The organism is Desemzia incerta (genome assembly GCF_900115825.1).
Taxonomy (GTDB): domain Bacteria; phylum Bacillota; class Bacilli; order Lactobacillales; family Carnobacteriaceae; genus Desemzia; species Desemzia incerta.
On the sequence record NZ_FOXW01000006.1, the window covers coordinates 43,704 to 65,993 of the forward strand.

Genomic DNA, 22,290 nt, shown 5'->3' on the forward strand with positions numbered 1-22,290 from the left:
ACAAAAACTGAAGGAAGTTTCCCTTCAGTTTTTGCGTGTGAACGATCAGATTATTTCAATCCAAATTCAGCTCTCAATTCTTCAGCTAGTTCTTTCAATGGACCTTCAACTGGTGTGTTGTTTAGGTTCAATGTTTCTACTAAAGCTGTAACACGATTTTCAATTTCTGGCACGTCTTTTTGGTATGGTGTGTTAGGTACAACACTGCCGTTCTCCAATTGATCAACCAATGCTTGTGCGTTGTCTGGTGCACCAGCAAAAGAAAGTACATCATCAGTAGCTCTGTTTACAACCGGTACAGCAGAAGCAATATCAGCTTGGATATCTTGTCCCCCGCCGTAAGTTAAGAACTCTAGCAATTCCCAAGCTTCTTCTGGGTAATCTGTTTCGGCATTGATACTGATTGGAAGGTAAGCAGCTGGAGATAAGGTTCCTTTGTCGCTTGCGCTTGGAAGCGGAACGATGTCAAACTCAAAGGCAGCATTTTTTTCAAATTCGACCCAGTCCCAAGGACCAGCCATACTCATTCCAGCCACACCAGATAGGAATAAGCTGGACATTCCTTCTGTTTGTGCACCTGTCGGTTGAACGTTGTACTCATTGATCATTGCTTGGCTTAATTCAATCGCTTCAATTGTTTTAGGAGCATCTAACGTAATCTCAGCTGTTTCAGGATCCATAATGTTCGTTCCATGTGCAGTCAACAATTCTTTCAAGTAAAAGTTTTCAATACCGAATTGAGTCGTTCTGTCTCCATCTTTGACAGTCAACGCTTTAGCAGTTTCTAAAAATTCATCCATTGTCCAGTCGTCTTCTGGATATTCAATACCTGCTTCGTCGAACATATCTTTATTATAAGCCATTTGAACAGTTGAACGGTCACGAATCATTCCGTATTGAGTGCCATCTACTTGTCCTAATTCAATAACACCTGGCTGCAATTCATCTAGATCCAATTTATCAACTTGATCTGAAAGGTCCATCAGTAAGCCGTTCTCAACAAAAGTTGCATACCCTGCTGGTTGTGTCCAAATCAAATCCGGCAAGTTCCCACCTGCAGCCATCGTCAATACACGTTCATTGTATTCATCGTAAGTAGCTGAAACTTGTTTGATCGTAATATGTGGATTTTCCTTTGTAAAAGCATCTAAAATTTCTTGTTCTTTCTTAGTTCCTTCAGGGTTATTGTTCCAAGTCATGATTGTTAATGTGATCGGCTCTTCTCCGTTACCTGATGTTTCTGCTGAATCTGCAGCATCGCTTCCGCCGCAGCCTGCTAATAATGTTGCTCCTAATAAAGCCAATGAGTACAACGCTTTTTTACCAAATTTCATGATATTCCCTCCAATTTTTTATCCTTTATTTCCTTGAGTAGCAATACCTTCAACAAAATATTTTTGACCTGTAAAGAAAATAACGATCAGCGGTAACAACATTAATGCACTTGCAGCCATCATAGGTCCCCAATAAACCGTTAAAGCCCCTTGGAACTGCATGACCCCGATTGCCAATGTATAGTTTTCCATACTTTGCAAATAAATCAACGGTGTCATAAAGTCATTCCAGAATCCCATGAAGCTGAGTAGAGTAACCGTGATGATCGAAGCACGAGACATCGGTAAAATCAATTTCCAGTAAATTTGGAATGTGGATGCTCCATCTAAATAAGCAGATTCTTCTACTTCTTTAGGAATCGTCCGGAAAAACTGTCTCAATAAGAAAATATAGTACGAATTTCCGAAAAACGCTGGCAAAATCAACGGGACCAATGTATCGACAAAACCTAATTTAGACCAAATTACATAGACCGGTATCATGGTTACTTGCGGCGGCAACATTAAAGTTGACATCAAAAGCGCAAACCAGACGCCTCTACCTGTAGCTTTGATCCGAGCAAACCCATAGGCTACCAATGAACTGGAAACAACAGTCCCCAACGTTCCTAATCCTGCAACTAAAAGAGAATTCTTATAGAATGTTGCAAATGGGACGATATCAAAAACTTCTTTGAAATTTTCCCAGTCCCAGATTTTAGGCAGTATACTTGGTGGAAAAGCCATAGCCTCATTTTCTGGTTTAAATGCAGTAAAGATCATCCATAAAAAGGGCGTCAGAAAAATAACAGATAGAAGAATCAACATCAAGTATATTAAGAAACGCTGGACTTTATTCGCTTTGCTTTTACTTTTATATTTCACCTTGATTGGTGTATTTTCTTGAGATAACTCCATTCCCTTAACTCCTTTCTTTAAGAATATTAATCTCCGGATTCATAATATACTTGTTTGCCGATAAATTTGAAGACGAATGCCGTTAAAATCAGCACTAGAATAAACAGCATCCATGCTAAAGCTGATCCATAACCTTGATTAAAGAACTGGAATCCTTGTTGGTAGAGATAGAAAACAAAGAACATAGATTGGTAGTTAGGTCCTCCAGAACCTCCACTGACAACGTAAGCTTGGGTAAATACTTGCAATGAACCAATCAGTCCCATAATCAATTGAAAAAAGATCACTGGAGATGTTATAGGTACTGTGATGTTCCAGAATTTATGCCATGAGCTGGCTCCATCTATTTCAGCTGCCTCATATAGGGATGTGGGAACTTCTTGCAGACCGGCCAAATAGATAACCATTCCTCCCCCGACTCCCCACAAACTCATGATAATGAGTGTTGGTTTGACCATTTGCTCACTCAACAACCACATGGATGTTGGAAGATTGAAAAAGTCTAGAATAGCATTTGCGATTCCAAAGTTTGGTTGAAAAATCAACATCCACAACAGCGAAGTCGCAACGGTTGGTACAATGGACGGCAAGTAAAATATTGTTCGAAATACACCCATGAATTTTACTTTTGTATTCAAAAGGACCGCTAACAAGTATCCGGTAACTAAACTTAATGGGACACTCAATAACGTATAAAATATCGTGTTGCCTAAAGACTTCCAGAACAATGGATCATCTGAGAACATTTGCTTGTAGTTATCTAACCCTACAAATTCAGGGGTCCCGAATCCAGATGAGTTGGTAAACGATAAATAAAGCGAATAAACCATTGGACCAGCTGTTAACAAGAGAAATCCTATGATCCAGGGAAAGGTAAACAGATAAAATAATTTATTTCGTTTTTTGCTTAACATTCTTTACCTCCTTTTCATCAGAGAAGCCATTATTTTCACTCACTTGTTTAAACCAATATCCTGATTTCTTCAATGTCTTGACTTGTGTTCGAATATCATTGGACACTAATCCATATCGATTCCGGTAAGCATTTGTCCAAGACCAGTTGTCGATTGCTGTCCATAAGTGATATCCTCTACAATCAGAACCTGCTTCTATTCCTTTATGCAACCACTCTAAATGCTCTTTGATGAAATCGATTCTATAAAAGTCATCAATTTGTCCTTCAGCATTCATGAACCGTTCTTCTTGAGAAACGCCCATTCCGTTTTCTGAGACGAACCAAGGAATATTGCCGTAATTGTCGCGAATATTCAATGAAATATCATACAACGCTTGTGGATAAATTTCCCACCCTTTATCTACATTCATTCTTCTTCTAGGCATTTCATAGTCATCAAAATACTGATTAGGCATCCAATCAGATGCTGAACTTGGAATGATGCTTGGTTCTTTTGCACGGGAAGGATGATAAAAATTCACTCCCAATAGATCGATCGTATTTTGTTTGATCAGTATTTTTTCTTCTTCTGTACTTTCCCATAACACTCCATCAGCCGTTAATAATTCTACTAATTCAGAAGGGAATTCCCCCAAAACAGCAGGATCAAGAAAAAGTTGATTCTTCCACAAGTCGGCGATTCGACTAGCTTTTAGATCTTCTGCTCTGTCACTGGCTGGATAAGAAGGTGTCAGATTTAAAATCGTTCCTATTTGCTGACCATCTCTATCCCATCCGCCAGAGCGAAAAGCTTCTATCGTTTTTGCTGTAGCTAATACGATATTGTAGGCTACTTGGACCGCTTTCTTTCCGTTGCGGATGTTTGGATAGTGGAACTGGTACAAATATTGTCCGTCAACCACAACCATCGGCTCATTGAAAACGAACCAATAACGGACTTTGTCTCCATACAACGCAAAACATTGCTGAGTGAATTTGACGAACAAGTCAACGACTTTCTTAGACTCCCAGCCGCCATACTGATGGTACAATTCAACAGGAAGATCGAAATGATGCAGCCCTACAAATGGTTCAATCCCTGCCTCCAGCAAAGTATCAATCACATTATGATAAAATTGGACTCCGTCTTCATTTAAAGATGCTGTTTCAAAATCGTCGATTAATCTTGTCCACTGAATAGAAATCCGAAGAGAATTCAGTCCAGCTTCTTTCATCAATTGAATATCTTCTTTATAACTATTGTAAAAATTTGATGCTGTATTTGGACCTACTTGATTGTAGAATTTTTCTGGTTCTATATCATACCAATGGTCAAATACATTCGCATGCGGCTTGTTGAACCTGCCTTCTGCTTGAGGACCGGATGTGGCTGATCCCCACCAAAATTGCTCTGGAAATTTCTTCACTGCTTTTCCCTCACTCTCTTAAAACGCTTTCATTTCATTGTGGATAAAAAACCCTCTTACTTTATCCGCTACCTTAGGGTAATATTCATGTCCATATTCTGGTAACAGAATCACATCTTTTGGACTGGTAATCTTATTGAATACAGCAAACTGAGTTGAAGGAAAGCAAATCTCATCATCTAACCCTGTCGCCATGATTACTTCGGCTTTGATTCTAGGAGCAAAATGTTGTACATCAATATATTCCAAGGTTCTAAAAAAGTTCTCTTCATTTTCATGCAGCGGATCTCTGAATCTGAACCAGTAAAATAATTCTTCATAAGCAGAATTTTTGATATCCAATTCAAAAGCTCGGCGATAATCGCTCAAATATGGATGCGTTGTGAAAACACGTTTGATCCTGGGTTCGAGAGCTGCGCACACTAAAGCTAACGCTCCTCCTTGTGAAGCTCCTTGAACAAAAATACTTTCTTCATCTACTTCACCTAAAGACATCAGGATTCTAGAAGCAATGACCGTATCTAAAAAAACACGCTTGAAATACAATGCTTCTGGTCCTTCTTCGATTCCTCTGATGATCAATCCTCTTAAAGCTGTTCCTACAGTAGAAGATTCAATATTCTCAGATTTCCCTCCTTGCCCTCTGCAATCCATTGCCATGACGACGAATCCTTCAGCAACCCATCCAATTTTCTCACTAAAATCGCCGCTATTTACATGATAACCATGAAATTGAAGCAGCCCTGGGAATATGACGCCTTTTCCTTTCGGTTTAAGCAATTGACAAGAGATTCTTGTTCCGTCAAAACTAGTAAAAGTCAATATGTAGCAATCTGCAACATTAGAAGCAACAGCTGCTCGTTCTAATTGGTAATCTAGTGAAAGGTTTTCTAATTTGGATAATTCCTTATCCCAAAAAGCATCAAAATCATGAGGTTTTTGACCTCTTCCCTCATACTGCAAAAGTTTTTCTAGGGATTCTTGTATCATTTGATTCCTCCTTCTCAAGATAGTTAAGCGCTTACAAATCATATTATAGTATATATAAATTTTAAAGTAAATATATACTTTTAAAATTTTAAAATAATTATTATTTCTACATAAAGACTATTTTTCTACCTTATCTTTCAAAGTATGCAGGAAGTAAGATATAATGAATCAGTAAACAGTTGATGATTTCTTTATAGCCTTTTAAGGAGAACCCGTATGCAAAAATACTTATTTATCTATAATGATATGAAAAACAGGATTTTAAATGGTGAATTCGTTGCGAATGAAAAACTCCCTTTTGAAAAAGACCTTTGTATTTCGTACAACACCAGTAAGATGACGATCAAAAAAGCATTTGATTTACTTGTAGAAGATGGATTGATCATCAAAAAGCGCGGTGTAGGTACGTTTATTAAAGATATCAATTCTAAAGAAATGGAAAGATTGATCGTCACCAGTCAGTTCCAAGGGTTGACCTCTACAAATCCAAAAAATAAAATAACCAGTAAAATATTGAAGTTCAATATCATCCCTGCTGACTCTGATATCGAAAGACAGTTGAATCTTACTCCTGATTCATTTGTGTATGATATCCATCGAGTACGTTACACCAACGGACAGCCGACTGTTATTGAGCAAACCTATATGCCGATTGATTTAATTGTTGGATTGAACAAAACACATTTAAAGAATTCGTTATACAAGTATATTGAAGAAGAATTGAATTACAAAATCCAAAGCGCACATCGAAGAGTTTCCGTTCGAAAAGCTACCGAGGAGGAAGCTCAAAATTTAGAATTACAAGTTGGAGATCCAGTAGCTGTTGCAGAGCAAGTGGCTTATTTTGATAACGGACGAGCTTTTGAATATTCTTTCTCTGTTCACCACTACAACTTCTACAGTGCCCAATTTATTGTAACCAAATAAAAAAATCTGCTGAAGACAATCGCTTGATTGGTCTTTAGCAGATTTTTTATGTACATTACACTTTATAAAATGGTTTGGTTCCCGCCATTTGTTTGAGCAGCATACAATTTTTGAGTCGTTTTTTGGATAAATTCACTGACAGTTTCAGTTGTTTTGTATAAAGAAACTCCGGAACTTACGCTGATTCGTCTTGGAATGGCGAAAAATGTATCTGAGACCATCTGTCTGATTGTTTCAGCAATATCGTAAGCTTCTTCTGTATCGGTATTTTCCAATAAAATTAAGAATACAGCTTCTCTGTATCGTCCTGCAGAGTATTTGTCTTGGATAGTTGTTTTAATGATTTTACCAGTTTCTTTCAAGACTTCCTCGCTGAGGATTATCCCGTACTCTTCCTCCAATAATGGATACTTGTCAATGTTCATCACGATCATAGACAAGGGTTGATCTTGCTTTTTAGCTCTGTTGGCATACTTGGCAAATTCCAATAAAATAGCCGAACGGCTGTATAAAGAAGTGATCACGTCTTGTTTCATTTGATTTTTCAATGTCTTGTTTTTGACCATCAAATCTTCACGTTCTTTTTCTTCTTTAGTCACGTCAAAAACGATTCCTTTAAGAAATAGTGGTTTTCCATCTTCAGTACGTTCTGTAACCTTTCCGCGATCCTTGTAGACTTTCCATGACCCGTCTTTTGCTTGGATACGGTATTTCACTTCCCATACAGGAATTTTTCCATAAAGATGATCCATCATCGAATTCATGACCATATCTTTATCGTCAGGGTGAACTTTATCTGTAAAAAACTCATACGGTACTTTTTCTGGCAAGTCTTCTTTCATATACCCAATAGCTTCAGCTTTTAAGGGATTAAACGTCACTTCATTAGTTGTGAAATCCCAAAACCATTGACCTAAATTTCCTGACCACCCAAACTCAAGTCGTTCTGTTTCTTGGAAGGTTTTCAATAACTCTCTATTCAAGCGATTTAAAGCTTCTATTTTTACCAGGAGCTCTTCTTTCGTTTGTTCTTTATAATCTTGCATTGTAAGCCTCCTTTAGAATCTCATTCATTCTAAACTCTGTCTTACCTAGTGTAAGCTATTCTATTACTTCGTTCAACAGCCTCAAGGAAATATCATTTTTTGTTCATATATCGGTAACATTTCAACGTTATTAAAAGAACTTTTGGTCTAAAGAGATCAAAATTATATCTCTCCTATATTAAATTCACTATTCAAAAAAGCTTCCATTATCTTGTCTAAAACAAAATAATGGAAGCTTATAGAGAGTCTATTGAATCCAGATATTTCTGGATGGCAGTTTCTGTTTAGTCAATAACAAGCAAGTTTCCTATCTGCTCTTCATCAATAATTGGATCGCTTGTTGGATACTTTCTTCTCCCGTGCTGCCTTCTTTGATGTTTTCTTGCACACATTCAACCAAGTTTTCAGCCACGATCAAGCTGATCGCACGATCGATACTGGAACGAACAGCTGACAATTGTGTCACGATATCTGAACATTCTTTCCCTTCTTCTATCATGTTCAATACTCCATGCAATTGACCATCAGAACGTTTCAATCGGTTGACGATCTTGGCATTGTATTCCATTAAACAACTTCTCCTCTCCAAGCAGAAATTCCACCCATGACATTGGTTACTTTGTAGCCCTCTTTTGACAACTCTTGACACGCCATTGAAGAACGAGCTCCTGAGTGACACATGACATAATATTCTTGGTTTTTATCCAATTTTTCTTTTGCCGCTGAAAGGTCGCTTAAAGGTATATGAACAGCTCCATCCAAATGACCATTTTCCCATTCGTTCATTTCTCTAACGTCTACTAAAGGAAGCTTTTCTTTTTTCCACTTTTGTTCAAATTCCGGCATTGATATTGAGTTATACATTATTTTTCCACCTTTTCTGGTTTTACTGTTGAGTATAGAGCAAACGCTCCATCTAAATTTTTCACTTGGTAACCACTTTGTTTTAAGATCCGTTCTGCTATATAACTGCGCAACCCGCTGTGACAACTCACAATAAGAGGCTGGTCTTTAGGTAATTCTTCCATGCGGTCTCGCAAATTGTCTAAAGGAATATTTACCGCCCCCTTTAAGCGCCCGTTCGTTTCCAATTCTGTTGCGTTGCGAATATCCAATAATTGGTGCCCCGCAGCTTGTTTATCTTCCAATTCATACCATTGGACCGTCTCACTGATGCCTTCAATAATATTCAATGCTGCATAGCCAGCCATATTAACCGGATCTTTTGCAGAGCCGAATGGAGGAGCATACGTAAATTCTAATTCAGGCAGATCTTCCACGGTCATCCCAGCTTTGATCGCTGTTGCAAGGATATCGATGCGCTTGTCGACACCATCTTCTCCCACAGCTTGAGCACCATAGATTTTACCTGTTGTTGGATGAAACAACAATTTCAATACGATCGTTTTTGCATCTGGGTAATAGCCTGCGTGGCTTTTCCCTTGGATATGAATGCTTTCATAGGTTTCGTTTGCTTGTTGCAGCTGCCGTTCGCTCAATCCTGTTGATGCAGCAGCAAGGTTAAACACTCGTACGATCGCTGTCCCAATGCTGCCTTTATTCTTGCGGTCTATTCCGCTGATCACATCAGCTACTTGACGGCCTTGACGATTAGCAGGCGACGCCAAAGCAATCATCGTATCTTCTCCATTGATTTGCTGTTTAACCACAATCGCATCCCCAACAGCATAAATATCTTTTTGGCTGGTTTCATATTGTTCATTGACCAGTATACCACTGCGTATGCCGGTTTTAATAGAGGCAGTTTGTGCTAATGAAGTCTCAGGTTTAACGCCGACAGACATCAATGTGATGTCGCTTTCCAGCCGCTCGCCATTTTCCAGTACCACTACTTTTCCTTTTTCTTCAAATGACTCGGCTGCCAATCCTGTATACAGCTTGACTCCGTTTGCTGTCAATTCTTTAGTGACATAAGCTGCCATTTCTTCATCTAAAGGCGGCAAGACATGTGGTGCTTTTTCGATGATCGTTACTTCCAATCCGCGATGAACAAGACTTTCAGCCATCTCCAGCCCGATAAATCCAGCACCGATGACGACAGCTTTTTTAGGCTGTTCTTTCTCAATGAATGCTGAAATAGCATCTACATCAGGAACAGAACGCAATGTAAAGATATTCTCCGCTTCTTCTAACCCTTTTGTAGGAGGAACAAACGGTTTTGCTCCAGGAGAAAGGATCAACTTATCATAAGCCAGTGTGTATTCTTTTTCTGCAGTCCGGACGGTCACTTCTTTTTGGACAGCATTTATAGCTGTTGCTTCACTATTTGGCCGCACATCTAATTCAAAACGTGTCTGCAAGGAGTCCGGAGTTTGTACCAATAAGTCGCTGCGTTCTTCAATCTCGCCAGCCACATAATAAGGCAGACCACAATTGGCAAATGACACATAAGGGCCTTTTTCCAATACAATGATTTCAGCATTTTCATTCAAACGTCTTAAACGTGTAGCTGCAGACATGCCGCCTGCTACACCACCAATGATGACAATTCTCATTAATTTTTTCCTCCCTTTTTAACGCCTGTCCATGACATCATCCCACCGCGAACATTGACGACATCATAACCTTGTTTTAATAAGACTTTTGTCGCTTGTTTGCTTCTCATTCCAGATTGGCAAACTACATATGTTTTACCAGATGGGGTATATTGAGCGACTTTTCCTAGAGGAACATTTTTAGCACCGGGAATATGTCCGCTTCTAAATTCATGTGGTTCTCTTACATCTATGATTTGCGGCTTCTCTGCTATTTTATTTTCTAAATCGTTTGTCGAAATAGTAGGTGTTTTTTTGAAAAACATGTCTTTCCTCCTCGTTTTTGTTTAGTTGGATGTTAATTTTTCTGCTAAATACTCGTGTAACGCTTCCTTTGGTTGATACCCGACGATTTTTTCGACCGGCTGGCCGTCTTTGTATAAAACCATTGTAGGAATACTCATGATCCCTAATTGACCAGCAACCTCATTGTTTTCATCTATGTTTAATTTCGCAATTTTGATTTCAGGTGAAAATTCTTCTTCTAATTCTTCTAGTACTGGTCCCAACATTTTACAAGGACCGCACCAAGGAGCCCAAAAATCTACTAAAGTGATACCTTGCTGCACCTCTGAAGCTAAAGTTGAATCTGTTACTTTTACTGTCATATTATCTTTCCTCTCTGTCTGCTTTTTGAGTGCCCGTTCTTTTTAATGAAAATATTTTCGGTACTGGATCATATCCGCCTTTTACAAAAGGATGACACCTTAAAATGCGTGATGTCGCCATCAAAGATCCTTTAACTGCTCCATGAATTTCAATCGCTTCAACCGCATAATGAGAACAAGTAGGATAGTAGCGGCAACTAGGTGAAAATAAAGGAGAAATCCCTTTTTGATATCCCTTAATTCCTGTTAAAATTACTTTCTTCATTTTATACCCCCTGTCGTATTTACATAATACCCCCTCAGGTATAATTTGTAAAGATTTTTTTTATTAAAAGTCTTTTATTTAACATAAAATAACTAATTATAATAAAAATGTTGTTTTGTGTTGATTTAATTTAACAAGATGGTAAGATAAATGCAGAAGAAAGTTCTTGGGGGTGTTTTATTGAATCAATTAAAGAGGCAAGAAATGATTTTTGATTTGCTGAAAGTAAATGGTGAAGTATCTTCAACTGAATTGGCCGCTGAACTAAGCGTCTCAACGATGACAATCAACCGTGATTTAAAAGAAATCTCCACATGGGGAAATGTTCAACTTGTTCATGGCGGAGCTGTTTATCGAGGTGAGCAAGTTGTCGAAAATCCTATTTCTATCAAAGAAGAAGTCAGTGTCCAAGAGAAAAGACAAATCGGAAAGTTCTGCAGAAACTTGGTCAAGCCTGGAAGTACGGTATTTATTGAAACGGGTACAACGGCTTTAGCTGTAGCCAGAGAGGTTTTTAATATTGAAGGATGCCGATTTTATACTAACTCGCTATTGGTCTTGAATTCTTTGTCTCAGTATGAGGGGATCGATTTGCATGCCGTTCCTGGAAAGTACCGTGAATTGTCTAAAGGTTTTTTAGGGTTGGAAACAGCTGATTTCATCAGACAATTCAACTTCGATATCGCTTTTCTCGGCGCTGAAGGAATCAGTGCAGAAGATGGCATCACTCTTTTGAATGAAGAAGATGCTTTTACGAAAAAGGCTGTAATGGATCAATCGAAAAAAACAATCTTAGTCGCAGATCACAAGAAATTCGATCTTTCTTATTTTTATAAGATCGGCAATGCGGAAGATTTTGATTTGATCGTAACGGATTTAGAACCGCAACAACAAACTTTTAAAGAACTAGAATCTTTAACCACTATCTTATCAACCAAACAGGGGGAAACTAATCATGACCATCAACTTAAATGAAGTCGCTTTACCTACTATCCACACGAATCTTGAATCCGTCATTTTATCAAATGAGACAATGACTGCTCGAAAAGAAAACTTTTTAGCGAAAATGAAACAACAATCTATTGATACGGCAATCATTTATGCCGACCGCGAACATGGCGCCAACTTTGAATACCTTACCGGGTTTATCCCCCGTTTTGAAGAAGCTTGTTTAGTCATCCACTCCAATGGAGACAGCTATTTGATGCTTGGAAACGAAAACTTAAAATTAGCTGCACACTCTCGCATTCCGGCAAAAGCTGTTCACGTCCCTTACTTTTCTTTGCCGAATCAACCGATGACTGGCGAAAAAACTCTTGCAGATCATTTCAAAGAGTGTCACATTTCTCCTGATGCAACTATAGGCGTTATCGGCTGGAAACTGTTCACTTCTTCTCACTATGATAACGGCGGATTATTCGATTTGCCGTTCTACGTTGTAGACAGTTTGATTCAATATGTTTCAGATCGCAAACATTTGCAAAACTTTGCTTCAGCTTTGATTTCTCCAGAAGGCGGTTTGCGCACGACGCATAATGCCAATGAAATCGCTCATTTTGAGTACGGAGCTACCTTGGCTGGAAAAGGGATGTTCGAAGCCATCCAAGCTGTAGAAGTCGGCAAAACAGAAAAAGAAATCGGAGCTTTTCTTGCTCAAGAAGGTCAGCCAAATACTGTAACCACTATCAGTGCAGCCGGTCAGCGCTTTACACACGCGACTCTGTATCCAAGAGACAATAAAGCTTCGTTAGGCGACAATTATTCTATGACCGTCGGCTACAAAGGCGGATTGAGCAGTCGAGCTGGATTCGTGGCAGCATCTAAAGATGATCTGCCTGAAAATCAATCGGACTACTTGGAAAAAGTCGGTATTCCTTACTTTACTGCTTACACGGCTTGGTTAGAAAACATCAAAGTCGGTACTGTGGGAGACGAATTTTATTCTATGATCCAAGAAGTCTTTCCGTCTGATGTTTACGGGTGGACACTGAATCCAGGCCACTACACCGGAGACGATGAATGGATGTCATCACCATTCTTCAAAGGCTCTAACGCTGTAGTGAAAAGCGGGCAAATGTTCCAAGTCGACATCATACCGAGCGTTCCAGGCTATTCAGGCGCAAGTTGCGAAGAACCTGTTGCTATTGCAGATGAAGCTTTGCAAGCCGAATTGAAAGAAAGCTACCCTGAGGTATGGAACCGAATTGAAACGAGACGAAACTACATCAAGAATGTCATCAAGATCGATTTGTCTGATGACGTGTTGCCTTTGAGCGATACAGTGGCTTTCTACACGCCGTTTTTCCTGAACAAAACGTTGGCGTATACAAAAGAAGGATAATCAAATTGAGAAGAATATTAGAAAAAGCACATTGAGCGTGAACTCAATGTGCTTTTTTGTCTAGTCGATTTTGTGTTGGTTCTATACGACAATTTGTTGTTATATTTGCCTTGGCTTGTTTAGTAGACCTCTTCTACTGCACATCTTGGCACCAGATTTGCTTCAACTTATCAAGTAGAACACCTCTACTTCATATCTTGGCACCAGATTTGCTTCAACTTATCAAGTAGAACACTTCTACTTCACATCTTGGCACTAGATTTGCTTCAACTTATCAAGTAGAACACCTCTACTGCATATCTTGGCACCAGATTTACCTCAACTTATCAAGTAGAACCCTTCTACTTCACATATTGGCACTAGATTTGCCTCAACTTATCAAATAGAACACTTCTACTTCACATATTGACTCTAGATTTGCCTCAAATTATCAAGTAGAACACCTCTACTGCATATCTTGGCACTAGATTCACACCAGTTGCATCCAATAATATCGATGTCTTCTGGATTTCTGTTATACTAAAAATAAAAAGAGGTGGTTTCAATGGAAGCAGTAGAATTTGATTTTGTGGTAAAAGATAGTTTACAAGCCTTGGAGCTGTATGAGAAGATTTTCCCCGTTCAACGTGTGGAAGTGACCGATTTTAAGACCGGAGCAAATGAAGTAGTCTTCAACATTTTTGGTACCCGTTTCCACATGCTGGATGAAAATCCGGAATATTACTTGGTCGCTCCTGTAAAAGGACATCCGCAATCTTTTTGGTTCAATGTTATGGTAAATGACATTGAGAAAACGTATCAATCAGCCATGGAGAATGGTTGTACAGAAATTCAAGGCATCACGCGTATGGAAGAATTCGGTATTTCAAATGCACAATTTTTAGATCCTTTTGGATACGTCTGGATGCTGCATGAAATTCATCGTGAAGTCAGCTTTGAAGACCGAATGGACATTTTAAAAGAAGAATTTGAATAATATACAGCAAAAAGGAGGACCGATATGTTATCGGTCCTCCTTTTTATTAGTTTATTTAGTTTCTATTGGATGCGTTTTTCCATACAATTTCCGAACCAATATAGGTGTTACGACAATCGTAATGATGGCTAAAGTAACGATTTGAGTTGTTGCACTTGTCACATAAGGTGCTACTCCAGGATTCACTTGAGCAATGATCGCAGGAAACGATGCGGACACACCTGCTACTGCATTCATAGATAAAGCAGGTACTCCGTCGTTTTTAAGCAATTTTTGATCGACTAAAACGATTGGACTCATCAACAAGTAAAAAACAACCACAAGAATGATACCGTAGACTCCTGATTGCAGTCCTTCAATCAAGTTCATGCCTTGACCAATATTCCACCCCAATAACGGAAGAAGTACTGTGATCCCAGTTCCAAATATTTTCGAGAAATCTTTATCCAAATTCCCTAATATCATACCTAAAATAAGAGGAAGAATCGTCGAGATGATTGGCATCCAATCAATCTCGCCTTGACCAGATATCGCATAAATAAACATCGGCACAGCTGGGATCCCGAACAATCCTACTAAACCAATAGCAGCTTTGTCCACATCATCACCAAAATCGTTAGCCAATGAAACATATAAAGCTGGGTTCATACTGCACATAGCCACTACAAAAGCCAAGGCACTAATACCAAATATGCCTTCTTGCCCAAATAAAGAAATAAACAATAAACCAAATCCAACTGTTAAAATAAATTTCACGACTAACAATACACCATGACGTTTGAACAACTTGCCTAACGTTTTGACGTTAATACCAATTCCAGAACAAAAACAAATCAGACCTATAATGAAACTTGTCCCGCTTCCTCCTAGAAAAGCATTTGTGATTCCGCCAATTCCGCTAAATAAATTCGGCCATATCGTGTAAAACACCGCACTCAGCAACATGGGAATTAAAAACGTTCCTGCTGGAATTCTATTCATAAATTTAACCATACATTCTCCTACTTTCACTTTTTTAAACGCTGTCTATTGTTATTCAGCTTCAAAGAATCCGTGTTGATTAGATGGCAGATCAACATCAACCAATCTTTTAGAAACCGATAAACAAAACGTATCTGTTTAACTGACAGCTGTTTGTAAAATGTCATTAGCAACGAAATCATTTCTCCAAAACCAGCTAGTAACATTTCAATACTTCTTCTATTGTCAGCTACTTCACGAATTTTTTCAAGGCTAATTCCTTCATTTAAAGCAATTACCTCTTTTCTTCTCATTGTTAACGGTTCATTCAAATCATTTTCAAAGGATTAATCCTTTAATTCATTTTATGAAAGTTATATGACATTTTTTAAAAAAAGACCTTACCTGTACACAAGTTTCTTTATTCACAATCAATTATGTGTTAAGATATCATTGTATTAGAGAGATAAAGAACTGTTTTATCCTTAAAAAACCCTTTCTTTGTCTATCTTTAAGCTCAAAACTGAGCATTAAGGCCCCTCTATCATACATAGCTTATACTCGGATAATTTTTTCAAAGTTGATTTGGAAGGAGCAGATGGAATGAAGCGAATGCTATTATTAGCGATAGGTTTGATATCTTTTGGATTTGGCTCAATCGGGGTACTTCTTCCAGTTTTGCCAACAACACCCTTTTTGTTGTTGAGTGCTTATTGTTTTGCTAGAAGCTCAAAACGATTTGACATTTGGCTTAAGCAAACTAAACTTTATCAAATCTATATTGCCGACTATATGGAAAGTCGGATGATCCCTACAAAGCGCAAATGGAAGATTTTGCTCAACATTTATTTGATGATGAGCTTTTCTATTTATTTTGCACCTTTACTCCCAGTAAAAGTAGGATTGACGATTCTAACCGCCGGCATCACTTTTTATTTATTTGCGGTTATTCCAAGTCCTCCAGAAAAAAAATCCAGTTTTAGAGTATAAGCAAAAAACCACGCATCAGACTGAATCCGTCTGATGCGTGGTTTTTATCGATTAAGCTTCTAATCGTGCAACTTTTCTTGTCATAGTGACTGTCACTAAAAGACTGATGACCAATAAAAACAGCGAGGTTACTATCACAATACCTTGTCCGCCAGCCATCACTAAGTTGCTGAGGATACTGCAAAATACAACTGCGGCTACGATAGCTAAAGGCAATGACTTTTTCCACCAGCCGATCGTTAAGGAAATCAAGCTTACGCTGCTGACCAAAACTCCAGCGATCACTAGGAGCGGCAATTGGCTGATGAGTTGGCTAAAGGACAACGTATCTTGAACCAACGGAAAAATAGATTCAGAAATAAAGAACAATCCATTGGTTAGAAAGAGCCCGATAAAAACACCTAGTCCCGAGAACACGACGCAAAAAATGATTTTAGCGAATAAGATTTTCTTTCTGGACACTGGATAACTCAATGTCAGATAAATATAGTTGTCGTTGTACGACTCCATGATCACTTTTCCTAGCAGTGCGGTCCCTAAACATGCAAACCCAGCTACATTGACAATGAAAGATGTGAAATATAAAAACTCATACGTCATCATTTCAGAGTCGGCTGCGGAGAAACTCGGATCTATTTTAGGAGCATAGGCCATCAGTTCTACCATTGCTAAAGCTGCTACCGGAATAATGACGGCTGCTAAGAAATAAGGGCTGAGGGCTATTTTTTTCATTTCTAGTTTGATTAAATTCATGTTAATACTCCCCTTCCATTTTGCTGATCAAAAAGTCTTCCAACTGGTTCTGATGGGCAGACACGAGTGCCGTTTTTTGGTCATTCAGCACCAGATGTCCGTCATATATCACTCCAATGCGGGTCGCGACCAATTCAACTTCTGTCAAAATGTGACTCGACATGATGATCGTCTTACCTAGTAAAGAAATTTCTTCCAACAGTTCTCTGAATTGCTTGATTCCTCTAGGATCTAAACCATTCAGTGGCTCATCGATCACCAGCAGTTCAGGATCATGAACTAAACATCTCGCTAAAACTAACCGTTGACGCATTCCTAAGGAGTATTCCTTGACCGGTCGATCATTATCGACGCTCAGACCTACGACTTTGAGCCATTCTTCGATGCGGTTTTTAGAAGCTTTCATGTAATCACAGTGAATGGATAGATTTTCTGCAGCACTCAAATGTTCATAAAAAACTGGTTCATTGATGTTGGACCCGATTTTGGTTTTAACTTTTTCAATATCTTTCGTTTCATTGAAAATACGAACTTCTCCATTTGTTGCTTTTGATAATCCTGTTAACAATTTGAACAACGTAGACTTGCCAGCACCATTCCGTCCGAGCAGCACATAAATATCGCCTTTTTGGACGGTCAAACTAAAGTTTTTCAATACTTCTTTTGCTCCGTAATTCTTCTCTACATTTTGCACTTCTACCACATTCATCATTTTTATCTTCCTCTCTTTTATAGGAATAACTGTTCATTTCAACATAGATACCACTGGTATGTTTCGGTTTAAAAAAATAGCTGTTTGAAAGCTATTCTTTTTTTAGCATCGAAAATAAATGGAACGCATCTTTGACTAATTCGTCTGACAATAGTGGAACACCTAACCCCTCAAACATCTTCTGGATAAACTTAGTTTTTCGTTTTAATTCTTCCAATGACAATACACTGATTTGAAAGCCAATCCACAAATTCAATGTCAACATCAGCAATTCAGAAATTTCTTTTGGATATTCTGTTTGGATCGATCCATCATCAATTCCCTCTTGAACGATTTTCTCTACTTCTGGAACCAATTCTTCAAAGACTTGCAAATACTGCTCTCCCAATATTCGAGGACTTCGTAAAGTTACAGCAGCCGAATAACCGATTGATTGTTGCCGGTAAGCATGAAAAGCGTCTCTGAGTGTATTTTGCAATTTTTCAAAACCATTATCCCCTTTTAAATCATTCAACATAGGCTGTTCGCCTGTTTCGTCCATCAGCGTCTCTAAAATAGCAAACTTCGATTTAAAATGGTGATAAATAACCCCTTTAGTCATGTTCCCTAAACCATCAACAATATCTTGGATCGAGGTTCCATCGTATCCTTTTTCTAAGAATAACTTTTCTGCTACTTCCAGAATTTTTTTCCTAGTTTCTTCTGGATACTTATTCCTTGCCATGAAATCACCTCTCTTTGAATACCAGTGGTATGTAATTACATAATACATACCACTGGTATCTATGTCAACTATTTTTGTTTTATACTGATATTTTTAAGCACAAATTCTTCACTATCTTTATTATTGCTTATGACATATATTCCAACATTTCTTTTGCTGATTTACGGTATGATCAAAATTTTCTTGTAAAACTGGTTTGAACTCTATAGTATGAACGATGAGACCAAAAAGAGGAAGAGGCCAATAATACATGAAGATTATTAAAGAAGAACCCGCTAATATAGAAGAATTGAAAATCAAAGCCAACACAAAAGATGATTGGAAAGTCAGAATGGAAGCTGTAAAAGAATTAGCTAAGTATGACTGTCAAAAATCTAGATACATCTTAACTAAACTGGCTACTAGCGACCGCGTTTTCGCTGTTAAAGAAGCTGCTTTTTATGCAGCTCGTTTTATGGGTGTTACTGAAAAAGGCGAGCAATTGCCAACACCAAGAAAAAAAATAGGCTATACTAAGAAAGCTTACGCGAAAATTTTCAACCGTGTAAAACGTGATACACAAATGGAAGAGCTTGATTTAGCTGTATTTAAAAAACAGTTCCAAGTTGTTTCTCCAGAGATGTATGACGTAATGCAATATGAAAAACAAGAAGATTTTGATGCTTGGATCGCTGATTCTTACGCAGAGTTCTGCTAAATTCTGCATCATCTTTATTGAAATAGTTTTACCTAAGAATCATTTGTCTACTACAAGGCAAGTGATTTTTTTATCTTCATCCAGTCATTAAATTCTTAATCTGCTATATTAAACCAACCTAAATTTGAAAACGTTTTCTTTTAGTGAGATAATGAAGATAATCGACTTTTATAAGTTGATAACTATATTAGGGGGTCAGGATAATGAATTTAGAACAATTAAAAACTGTTGGATTTGTCAACAGTTCTAAAATGGGTGAAAAAAGAATAGCCTTGCTGCCTAAGGATATCGTCCAAATAGAGCATAGGGAAAACTTATTTTTTGAAGAAGGTTATGGAGCTAATCTAAACATTTCGGATACAGAGTATGCGGATCTAGGCTGCCAGATCGTATCTAAAGAAGTGGCTTTAGCACAAGATATCATTTGCGATCCTAAGATCGGTGATGCAGATTATTTAACCGATCTGCAACTAGGACAGACCTTGTTTGGCTGGGTCCACGCCGTCCAGAGTAAAGAAGTGACAGATATCTTAGTCGCTAACGAATTATCTGCCTATGCTTGGGAAGATATGTATGAAGACAATCGACATTCTTATTGGCGTAATAATGAGCTGGCTGGTGAAGCAGCTGTAATGCATGCCTATCAACTAAATGGATCAATGCCTTATGAAACAAAAGCGGCTATCTTAGGTCGCGGCAACACCGCTCGTGGAGCACAACGTATTTTGACCAGCTTAGGGGCTGAGGTTCGTGTTTATAACCGTCACCAAGAAAAACTGTTCCAAAAAGAAATAGCCGAATTTGATGTGATCGTCAATGCAGTCTTATGGGATACTGCTCGTACAGATCATTTAGTCTATAAAACAGATTTAAAACGACTAAAACCAGGCACTATGATCATTGATGTGAGTTGTGATGAGAATGGCGCTATTGAAACTACTAAACCAACTACTTTAAGTGATCCAATTTATGAGATCGACCACGTGATCCACTATGCAGTTGATCATACCCCTACTCTTTTTTACCGCACTTCTTCAAGTGCCATCTCAAATGAAACAGCTAAATATATAGATGATTTGATTGAAGGACGCACAAACCCCATCTTAAAAGATGCCTTGATTATCGATAAAGGCAAAATCATTGATGAACGCATCAATCAATTCCAACAAAGGAATATTCCTGATTTATTCATAGAAACTGACAAAACTGATCCGGCTTCAGCCGTTTGATAAAAAATAAACTGATGAGTATTCGAGATTGTTCTGAGTACTCATCAGTTTTTTCGTTGTTATAGTGAGACACTAGTGCTAGGTTTGGCTATCTTTTCTATATGGCTTTCCGTTTCAAAATAAACATCTACCAATCGTTTTAATTCTTTTACAGCTTTATCTGCACGCTGATGTTGTTCTGGATTGATGGATTCGATAACCAATACGGCATCGGTAGTCTCTTCCTTTAGCATCGTTCGCTGCGCTTCCCGCCAGTTCCAGCAACGGCAAACAGCTCCCTTTTCATCTCCATAAATAATCTCTCCAGGTAAAGCCGGTGCATCTGACTCTGCCCCTAAAGGTAAAAAGCTCTCTCCTCCCGCTGCTACACCAAGATACAAATCTCCTTCAATAGACTGCAGGTCTTCTCCTCCGCATGGCAAAGCGTACGTTAACGAAATACTGTTATAAATATCTACCAAAGAATTGATTGGTTGAAAATCTCTGCCTTGATCAACACGTTTCAACAGTGCCTCAATGGAAGAACGGGCTCCTTTTTTGGTTTTAAAGGTGCTGAAGGCTTCTCGCCACTCTTTAATGACACTGTTCTGGCTGAAAACTTCTTCTGTTAAGTATCCTTTGGCAGCTTCTTTTCCATCTTTCAATAAGTCGATCAAATAACGCTCATCTTGTGGTTTGTGGTTATTGATTCCTTTCACCACCACTAGATGAAGCTGTGCTTCAGGGAACAACTTCCAAAAATCCTCTTCAACTCTAAACTGTTTCATCGTTTTCACCCCTGCTCTTTCGTTAGATTTTTCGTTAAGATCAAATCTGTCTGCTCGTCTTCGCCCATAAAAAATGAATGAGCTCCAGTTTGAACGAATCCTAACTTTTTATAAAAAGCCAAAGCAGCCTGGTTATGCTCCCAAACGCCTAGCCAAAGGGTTGTTTTTTGATGAAATCTTGCCCGTTCTATAGCTTGTTGAATCAGTATTTTACCTAACCCTTTCCCTTTGAACTCAGGCAAAACATAGATTCGTTCTATTTCTAAGGCATCTTCGCCGTTTGTTTCCGATTGGGCTTCATTGATATTGATTTTTAAGTATCCTGCCAAGTCGTATTCATCATATATAAAATAAAATTCTGAATCTTGGTTCAACAACTCTGTTTTCAGCTGTTCAATAGTGTATGCTTTTTCTAAATAGTTGCACAAATCTTCTTCGGTATTTTGGTCTTCGAAAGTATCTCGAAACGTTTCAATGCTTATACTTCGCAATGTTTGTACTTCTTCCACAGTACATTTTTCCACTTCAACAGCCATTATTCATTCTCCTTAATAGTTATAATTTCTTTTCTGCCCTTTCTTTACGGCATTCCAGTCTACTTCTATATTTTCTCTCACTTTTTCCAGCAAATCAGAAAGGACTTCAGCTTCTTCTTTTGATAATCCGTTCAATGCAACTGCATTAGAATAAGCATTTTCAGCTAAAATGTATGGAGCTACTTCTTTCCCTTTATTGGTTGGAAACAGCCGTTTGATTTTTTTATTCTCTTCATCATCTTTCCGTTCGATGAAGCCATTCTCTTCCAACTTCTTGACGGCTCTAGCTGCTGTTGTTCGATCCACTTTGATCATTTCAGCAAGCTTTTCTTGGATGATGCCGGGTTGTTCATAGATACGTACTAAATAAAGGTATTGTCCGCGAGTCAGATCGTATTGTTTGAACTCGATATTCGCAATGGAATCCAATGCTCTAGCAATCATTCCGATGTCCCTTAAAATCTCCGTCATCTGTTTTCTCCATCCTGCTGCATTTATTAACCTTTATAGTAAAATATTTATGTTGCATTTGCAACATAAATATTGAATTTCTTACTGCACTAAAAAATGTATTTTTTAGTCTGATTGTTTTACAATAAAATAGTTCTATCTTAAAGTAGAATCCACAATATTTATAGTTCATTTAGAAAGGAGCAGCTTA

At 38.2% G+C, this 22,290-nt stretch carries 26 protein-coding genes; 7 read left to right on the forward strand and 19 right to left on the reverse strand.

Going from position 1 to position 22,290, the window contains the following annotated elements:
* Window positions 1-50: 50 nt before the first annotated feature.
* The 5 genes from BM137_RS08485 to BM137_RS08505 are packed head-to-tail and all read right to left on the reverse strand — an operon-like array spanning window position 51 to window position 5,543.
* Window positions 51-1,334 (reverse strand): ABC transporter substrate-binding protein, encoded by a 1,284-nt coding sequence (locus BM137_RS08485; protein WP_092480739.1) that lies wholly within the window; start codon window positions 1,332-1,334, stop codon window positions 51-53.
* 18 nt (window positions 1,335-1,352) lie between these two features.
* Window positions 1,353-2,231, reverse strand: coding sequence for a carbohydrate ABC transporter permease (locus tag BM137_RS08490; RefSeq protein WP_218147509.1), 879 nt, complete (start codon window positions 2,229-2,231; stop codon window positions 1,353-1,355).
* A gap of 26 nt (window positions 2,232-2,257) precedes the next feature.
* Window positions 2,258-3,145 carry a carbohydrate ABC transporter permease gene (locus tag BM137_RS08495; protein WP_092480740.1) on the reverse strand — a complete coding sequence of 296 codons (888 nt, stop codon included), beginning with the start codon at window positions 3,143-3,145 and terminating at the stop codon, window positions 2,258-2,260.
* The gene (locus tag BM137_RS08500) at window positions 3,123-4,553 is read right to left on the reverse strand and encodes a glycoside hydrolase family 1 protein (protein ID WP_092480741.1); all 1,431 of its coding nucleotides are present in this window, start codon (window positions 4,551-4,553) and stop codon (window positions 3,123-3,125) included. The genes BM137_RS08495 and BM137_RS08500 overlap by 23 nt, the downstream gene beginning before the upstream one ends.
* A gap of 18 nt (window positions 4,554-4,571) precedes the next feature.
* Window positions 4,572-5,543 (reverse strand): acetylxylan esterase, encoded by a 972-nt coding sequence (locus BM137_RS08505; RefSeq protein ID WP_092480742.1) that lies wholly within the window; start codon window positions 5,541-5,543, stop codon window positions 4,572-4,574.
* A 216-nt stretch (window positions 5,544-5,759) separates the two neighbouring features.
* Between BM137_RS08505 and BM137_RS08510 the strand changes: the two genes are divergently transcribed.
* Window positions 5,760-6,470 (forward strand): GntR family transcriptional regulator, encoded by a 711-nt coding sequence (locus BM137_RS08510; protein WP_092480743.1) that lies wholly within the window; start codon window positions 5,760-5,762, stop codon window positions 6,468-6,470.
* A gap of 62 nt (window positions 6,471-6,532) precedes the next feature.
* Here the strand turns inward: BM137_RS08510 and BM137_RS08515 are convergent, their stop codons facing one another.
* The 7 genes from BM137_RS08515 to yidD form a co-directional block, all read right to left on the reverse strand.
* The gene (locus BM137_RS08515) at window positions 6,533-7,516 is read right to left on the reverse strand and encodes a sensor domain-containing diguanylate cyclase (RefSeq protein ID WP_092480744.1); all 984 of its coding nucleotides are present in this window, start codon (window positions 7,514-7,516) and stop codon (window positions 6,533-6,535) included.
* 307 nt (window positions 7,517-7,823) lie between these two features.
* Complete coding sequence (locus BM137_RS08520; RefSeq protein ID WP_092480745.1) at window positions 7,824-8,084, reverse strand: metal-sensitive transcriptional regulator; 261 nt, start codon at window positions 8,082-8,084, stop codon at window positions 7,824-7,826.
* The gene (locus BM137_RS08525) at window positions 8,084-8,380 is read right to left on the reverse strand and encodes a rhodanese-like domain-containing protein (RefSeq protein ID WP_092480746.1); all 297 of its coding nucleotides are present in this window, start codon (window positions 8,378-8,380) and stop codon (window positions 8,084-8,086) included. Before BM137_RS08525 ends, BM137_RS08520 begins: the two co-directional genes overlap by 1 nt.
* On the reverse strand, window positions 8,380-10,032 hold the full coding sequence (locus BM137_RS08530; RefSeq protein ID WP_092480747.1) for an FAD-dependent oxidoreductase: 1,653 nt from the start codon (window positions 10,030-10,032) through the stop codon (window positions 8,380-8,382). The genes BM137_RS08525 and BM137_RS08530 overlap by 1 nt, the downstream gene beginning before the upstream one ends.
* Window positions 10,032-10,337: a rhodanese-like domain-containing protein gene (locus BM137_RS08535; protein ID WP_092480748.1), complete on the reverse strand. Its 306-nt coding sequence runs from the start codon at window positions 10,335-10,337 to the stop codon at window positions 10,032-10,034. The genes BM137_RS08530 and BM137_RS08535 overlap by 1 nt, the downstream gene beginning before the upstream one ends.
* Window positions 10,338-10,358: 21 nt before the next feature.
* Complete coding sequence (gene trxA / locus BM137_RS08540) at window positions 10,359-10,679, reverse strand: thioredoxin (protein WP_092480749.1); 321 nt, start codon at window positions 10,677-10,679, stop codon at window positions 10,359-10,361.
* Between the two features lies 1 nt (window position 10,680).
* A complete protein-coding gene (gene yidD, locus BM137_RS08545) occupies window positions 10,681-10,944 on the reverse strand; it encodes a membrane protein insertion efficiency factor YidD (RefSeq protein ID WP_092480750.1) in 264 nt (87 codons plus the stop codon).
* A gap of 150 nt (window positions 10,945-11,094) precedes the next feature.
* On the opposite strand from yidD, the gene BM137_RS08550 reads away from it, so the two are divergent.
* The 3 genes from BM137_RS08550 to BM137_RS08560 all read left to right on the forward strand — a co-directional run bounded on the left by BM137_RS08550 (window position 11,095) and on the right by BM137_RS08560 (window position 14,261).
* Window positions 11,095-11,919, forward strand: coding sequence for a DeoR/GlpR family DNA-binding transcription regulator (locus BM137_RS08550; RefSeq protein WP_244887678.1), 825 nt, complete (start codon window positions 11,095-11,097; stop codon window positions 11,917-11,919).
* Window positions 11,900-13,285, forward strand: a complete 1,386-nt coding sequence (locus BM137_RS08555) for a M24 family metallopeptidase (protein WP_092480751.1) — start codon at window positions 11,900-11,902, stop codon at window positions 13,283-13,285. Before BM137_RS08550 ends, BM137_RS08555 begins: the two co-directional genes overlap by 20 nt.
* Window positions 13,286-13,829: 544 nt before the next feature.
* Entirely contained in the window at window positions 13,830-14,261 is a 432-nt protein-coding gene (locus tag BM137_RS08560; RefSeq protein WP_092480752.1) for a VOC family protein, read from the forward strand.
* A 51-nt stretch (window positions 14,262-14,312) separates the two neighbouring features.
* Here BM137_RS08560 and BM137_RS08565 read toward each other — a convergent pair whose 3' ends face one another.
* Window positions 14,313-15,254 (reverse strand): 2-keto-3-deoxygluconate permease, encoded by a 942-nt coding sequence (locus BM137_RS08565; protein WP_092480753.1) that lies wholly within the window; start codon window positions 15,252-15,254, stop codon window positions 14,313-14,315.
* 570 nt (window positions 15,255-15,824) lie between these two features.
* On the opposite strand from BM137_RS08565, the gene BM137_RS08575 reads away from it, so the two are divergent.
* A complete protein-coding gene (locus BM137_RS08575; protein ID WP_092480755.1) occupies window positions 15,825-16,211 on the forward strand; it encodes a YbaN family protein in 387 nt (128 codons plus the stop codon).
* Between the two features lie 51 nt (window positions 16,212-16,262).
* On the opposite strand, the gene BM137_RS08580 is transcribed toward BM137_RS08575, so the two are convergent.
* The 3 genes from BM137_RS08580 to BM137_RS08590 all read right to left on the reverse strand — a co-directional run bounded on the left by BM137_RS08580 (window position 16,263) and on the right by BM137_RS08590 (window position 18,400).
* Window positions 16,263-16,964, reverse strand: coding sequence for an ABC transporter permease (locus BM137_RS08580; RefSeq protein ID WP_092480756.1), 702 nt, complete (start codon window positions 16,962-16,964; stop codon window positions 16,263-16,265).
* A gap of 1 nt (window position 16,965) precedes the next feature.
* On the reverse strand, window positions 16,966-17,676 hold the full coding sequence (locus tag BM137_RS08585) for an ABC transporter ATP-binding protein (RefSeq protein WP_092480757.1): 711 nt from the start codon (window positions 17,674-17,676) through the stop codon (window positions 16,966-16,968).
* A 91-nt stretch (window positions 17,677-17,767) separates the two neighbouring features.
* The gene (locus tag BM137_RS08590) at window positions 17,768-18,400 is read right to left on the reverse strand and encodes a TetR/AcrR family transcriptional regulator (protein ID WP_092480758.1); all 633 of its coding nucleotides are present in this window, start codon (window positions 18,398-18,400) and stop codon (window positions 17,768-17,770) included.
* 250 nt (window positions 18,401-18,650) lie between these two features.
* On the opposite strand from BM137_RS08590, the gene BM137_RS08595 reads away from it, so the two are divergent.
* Together BM137_RS08595 and BM137_RS08600 are read left to right on the forward strand one after the other, a co-directional pair.
* Entirely contained in the window at window positions 18,651-19,097 is a 447-nt protein-coding gene (locus BM137_RS08595) for a HEAT repeat domain-containing protein (protein ID WP_092480759.1), read from the forward strand.
* A 203-nt stretch (window positions 19,098-19,300) separates the two neighbouring features.
* Complete coding sequence (locus BM137_RS08600) at window positions 19,301-20,326, forward strand: N(5)-(carboxyethyl)ornithine synthase (protein ID WP_092480760.1); 1,026 nt, start codon at window positions 19,301-19,303, stop codon at window positions 20,324-20,326.
* Window positions 20,327-20,385: 59 nt separating this feature from the next.
* On the opposite strand, the gene BM137_RS08605 is transcribed toward BM137_RS08600, so the two are convergent.
* From BM137_RS08605 to BM137_RS08615, 3 genes are read right to left on the reverse strand one after another with little or no spacing between them, the layout of a single operon-like run.
* Window positions 20,386-21,093 carry a B3/B4 domain-containing protein gene (locus tag BM137_RS08605; protein ID WP_092480761.1) on the reverse strand — a complete coding sequence of 236 codons (708 nt, stop codon included), beginning with the start codon at window positions 21,091-21,093 and terminating at the stop codon, window positions 20,386-20,388.
* A 5-nt stretch (window positions 21,094-21,098) separates the two neighbouring features.
* Window positions 21,099-21,629 carry a GNAT family N-acetyltransferase gene (locus BM137_RS08610; RefSeq protein ID WP_092480762.1) on the reverse strand — a complete coding sequence of 177 codons (531 nt, stop codon included), beginning with the start codon at window positions 21,627-21,629 and terminating at the stop codon, window positions 21,099-21,101.
* 12 nt (window positions 21,630-21,641) lie between these two features.
* A complete protein-coding gene (locus BM137_RS08615) occupies window positions 21,642-22,100 on the reverse strand; it encodes a MarR family winged helix-turn-helix transcriptional regulator (RefSeq protein WP_092480763.1) in 459 nt (152 codons plus the stop codon).
* Between the last annotated feature and the right edge of the window lie 190 nt (window positions 22,101-22,290).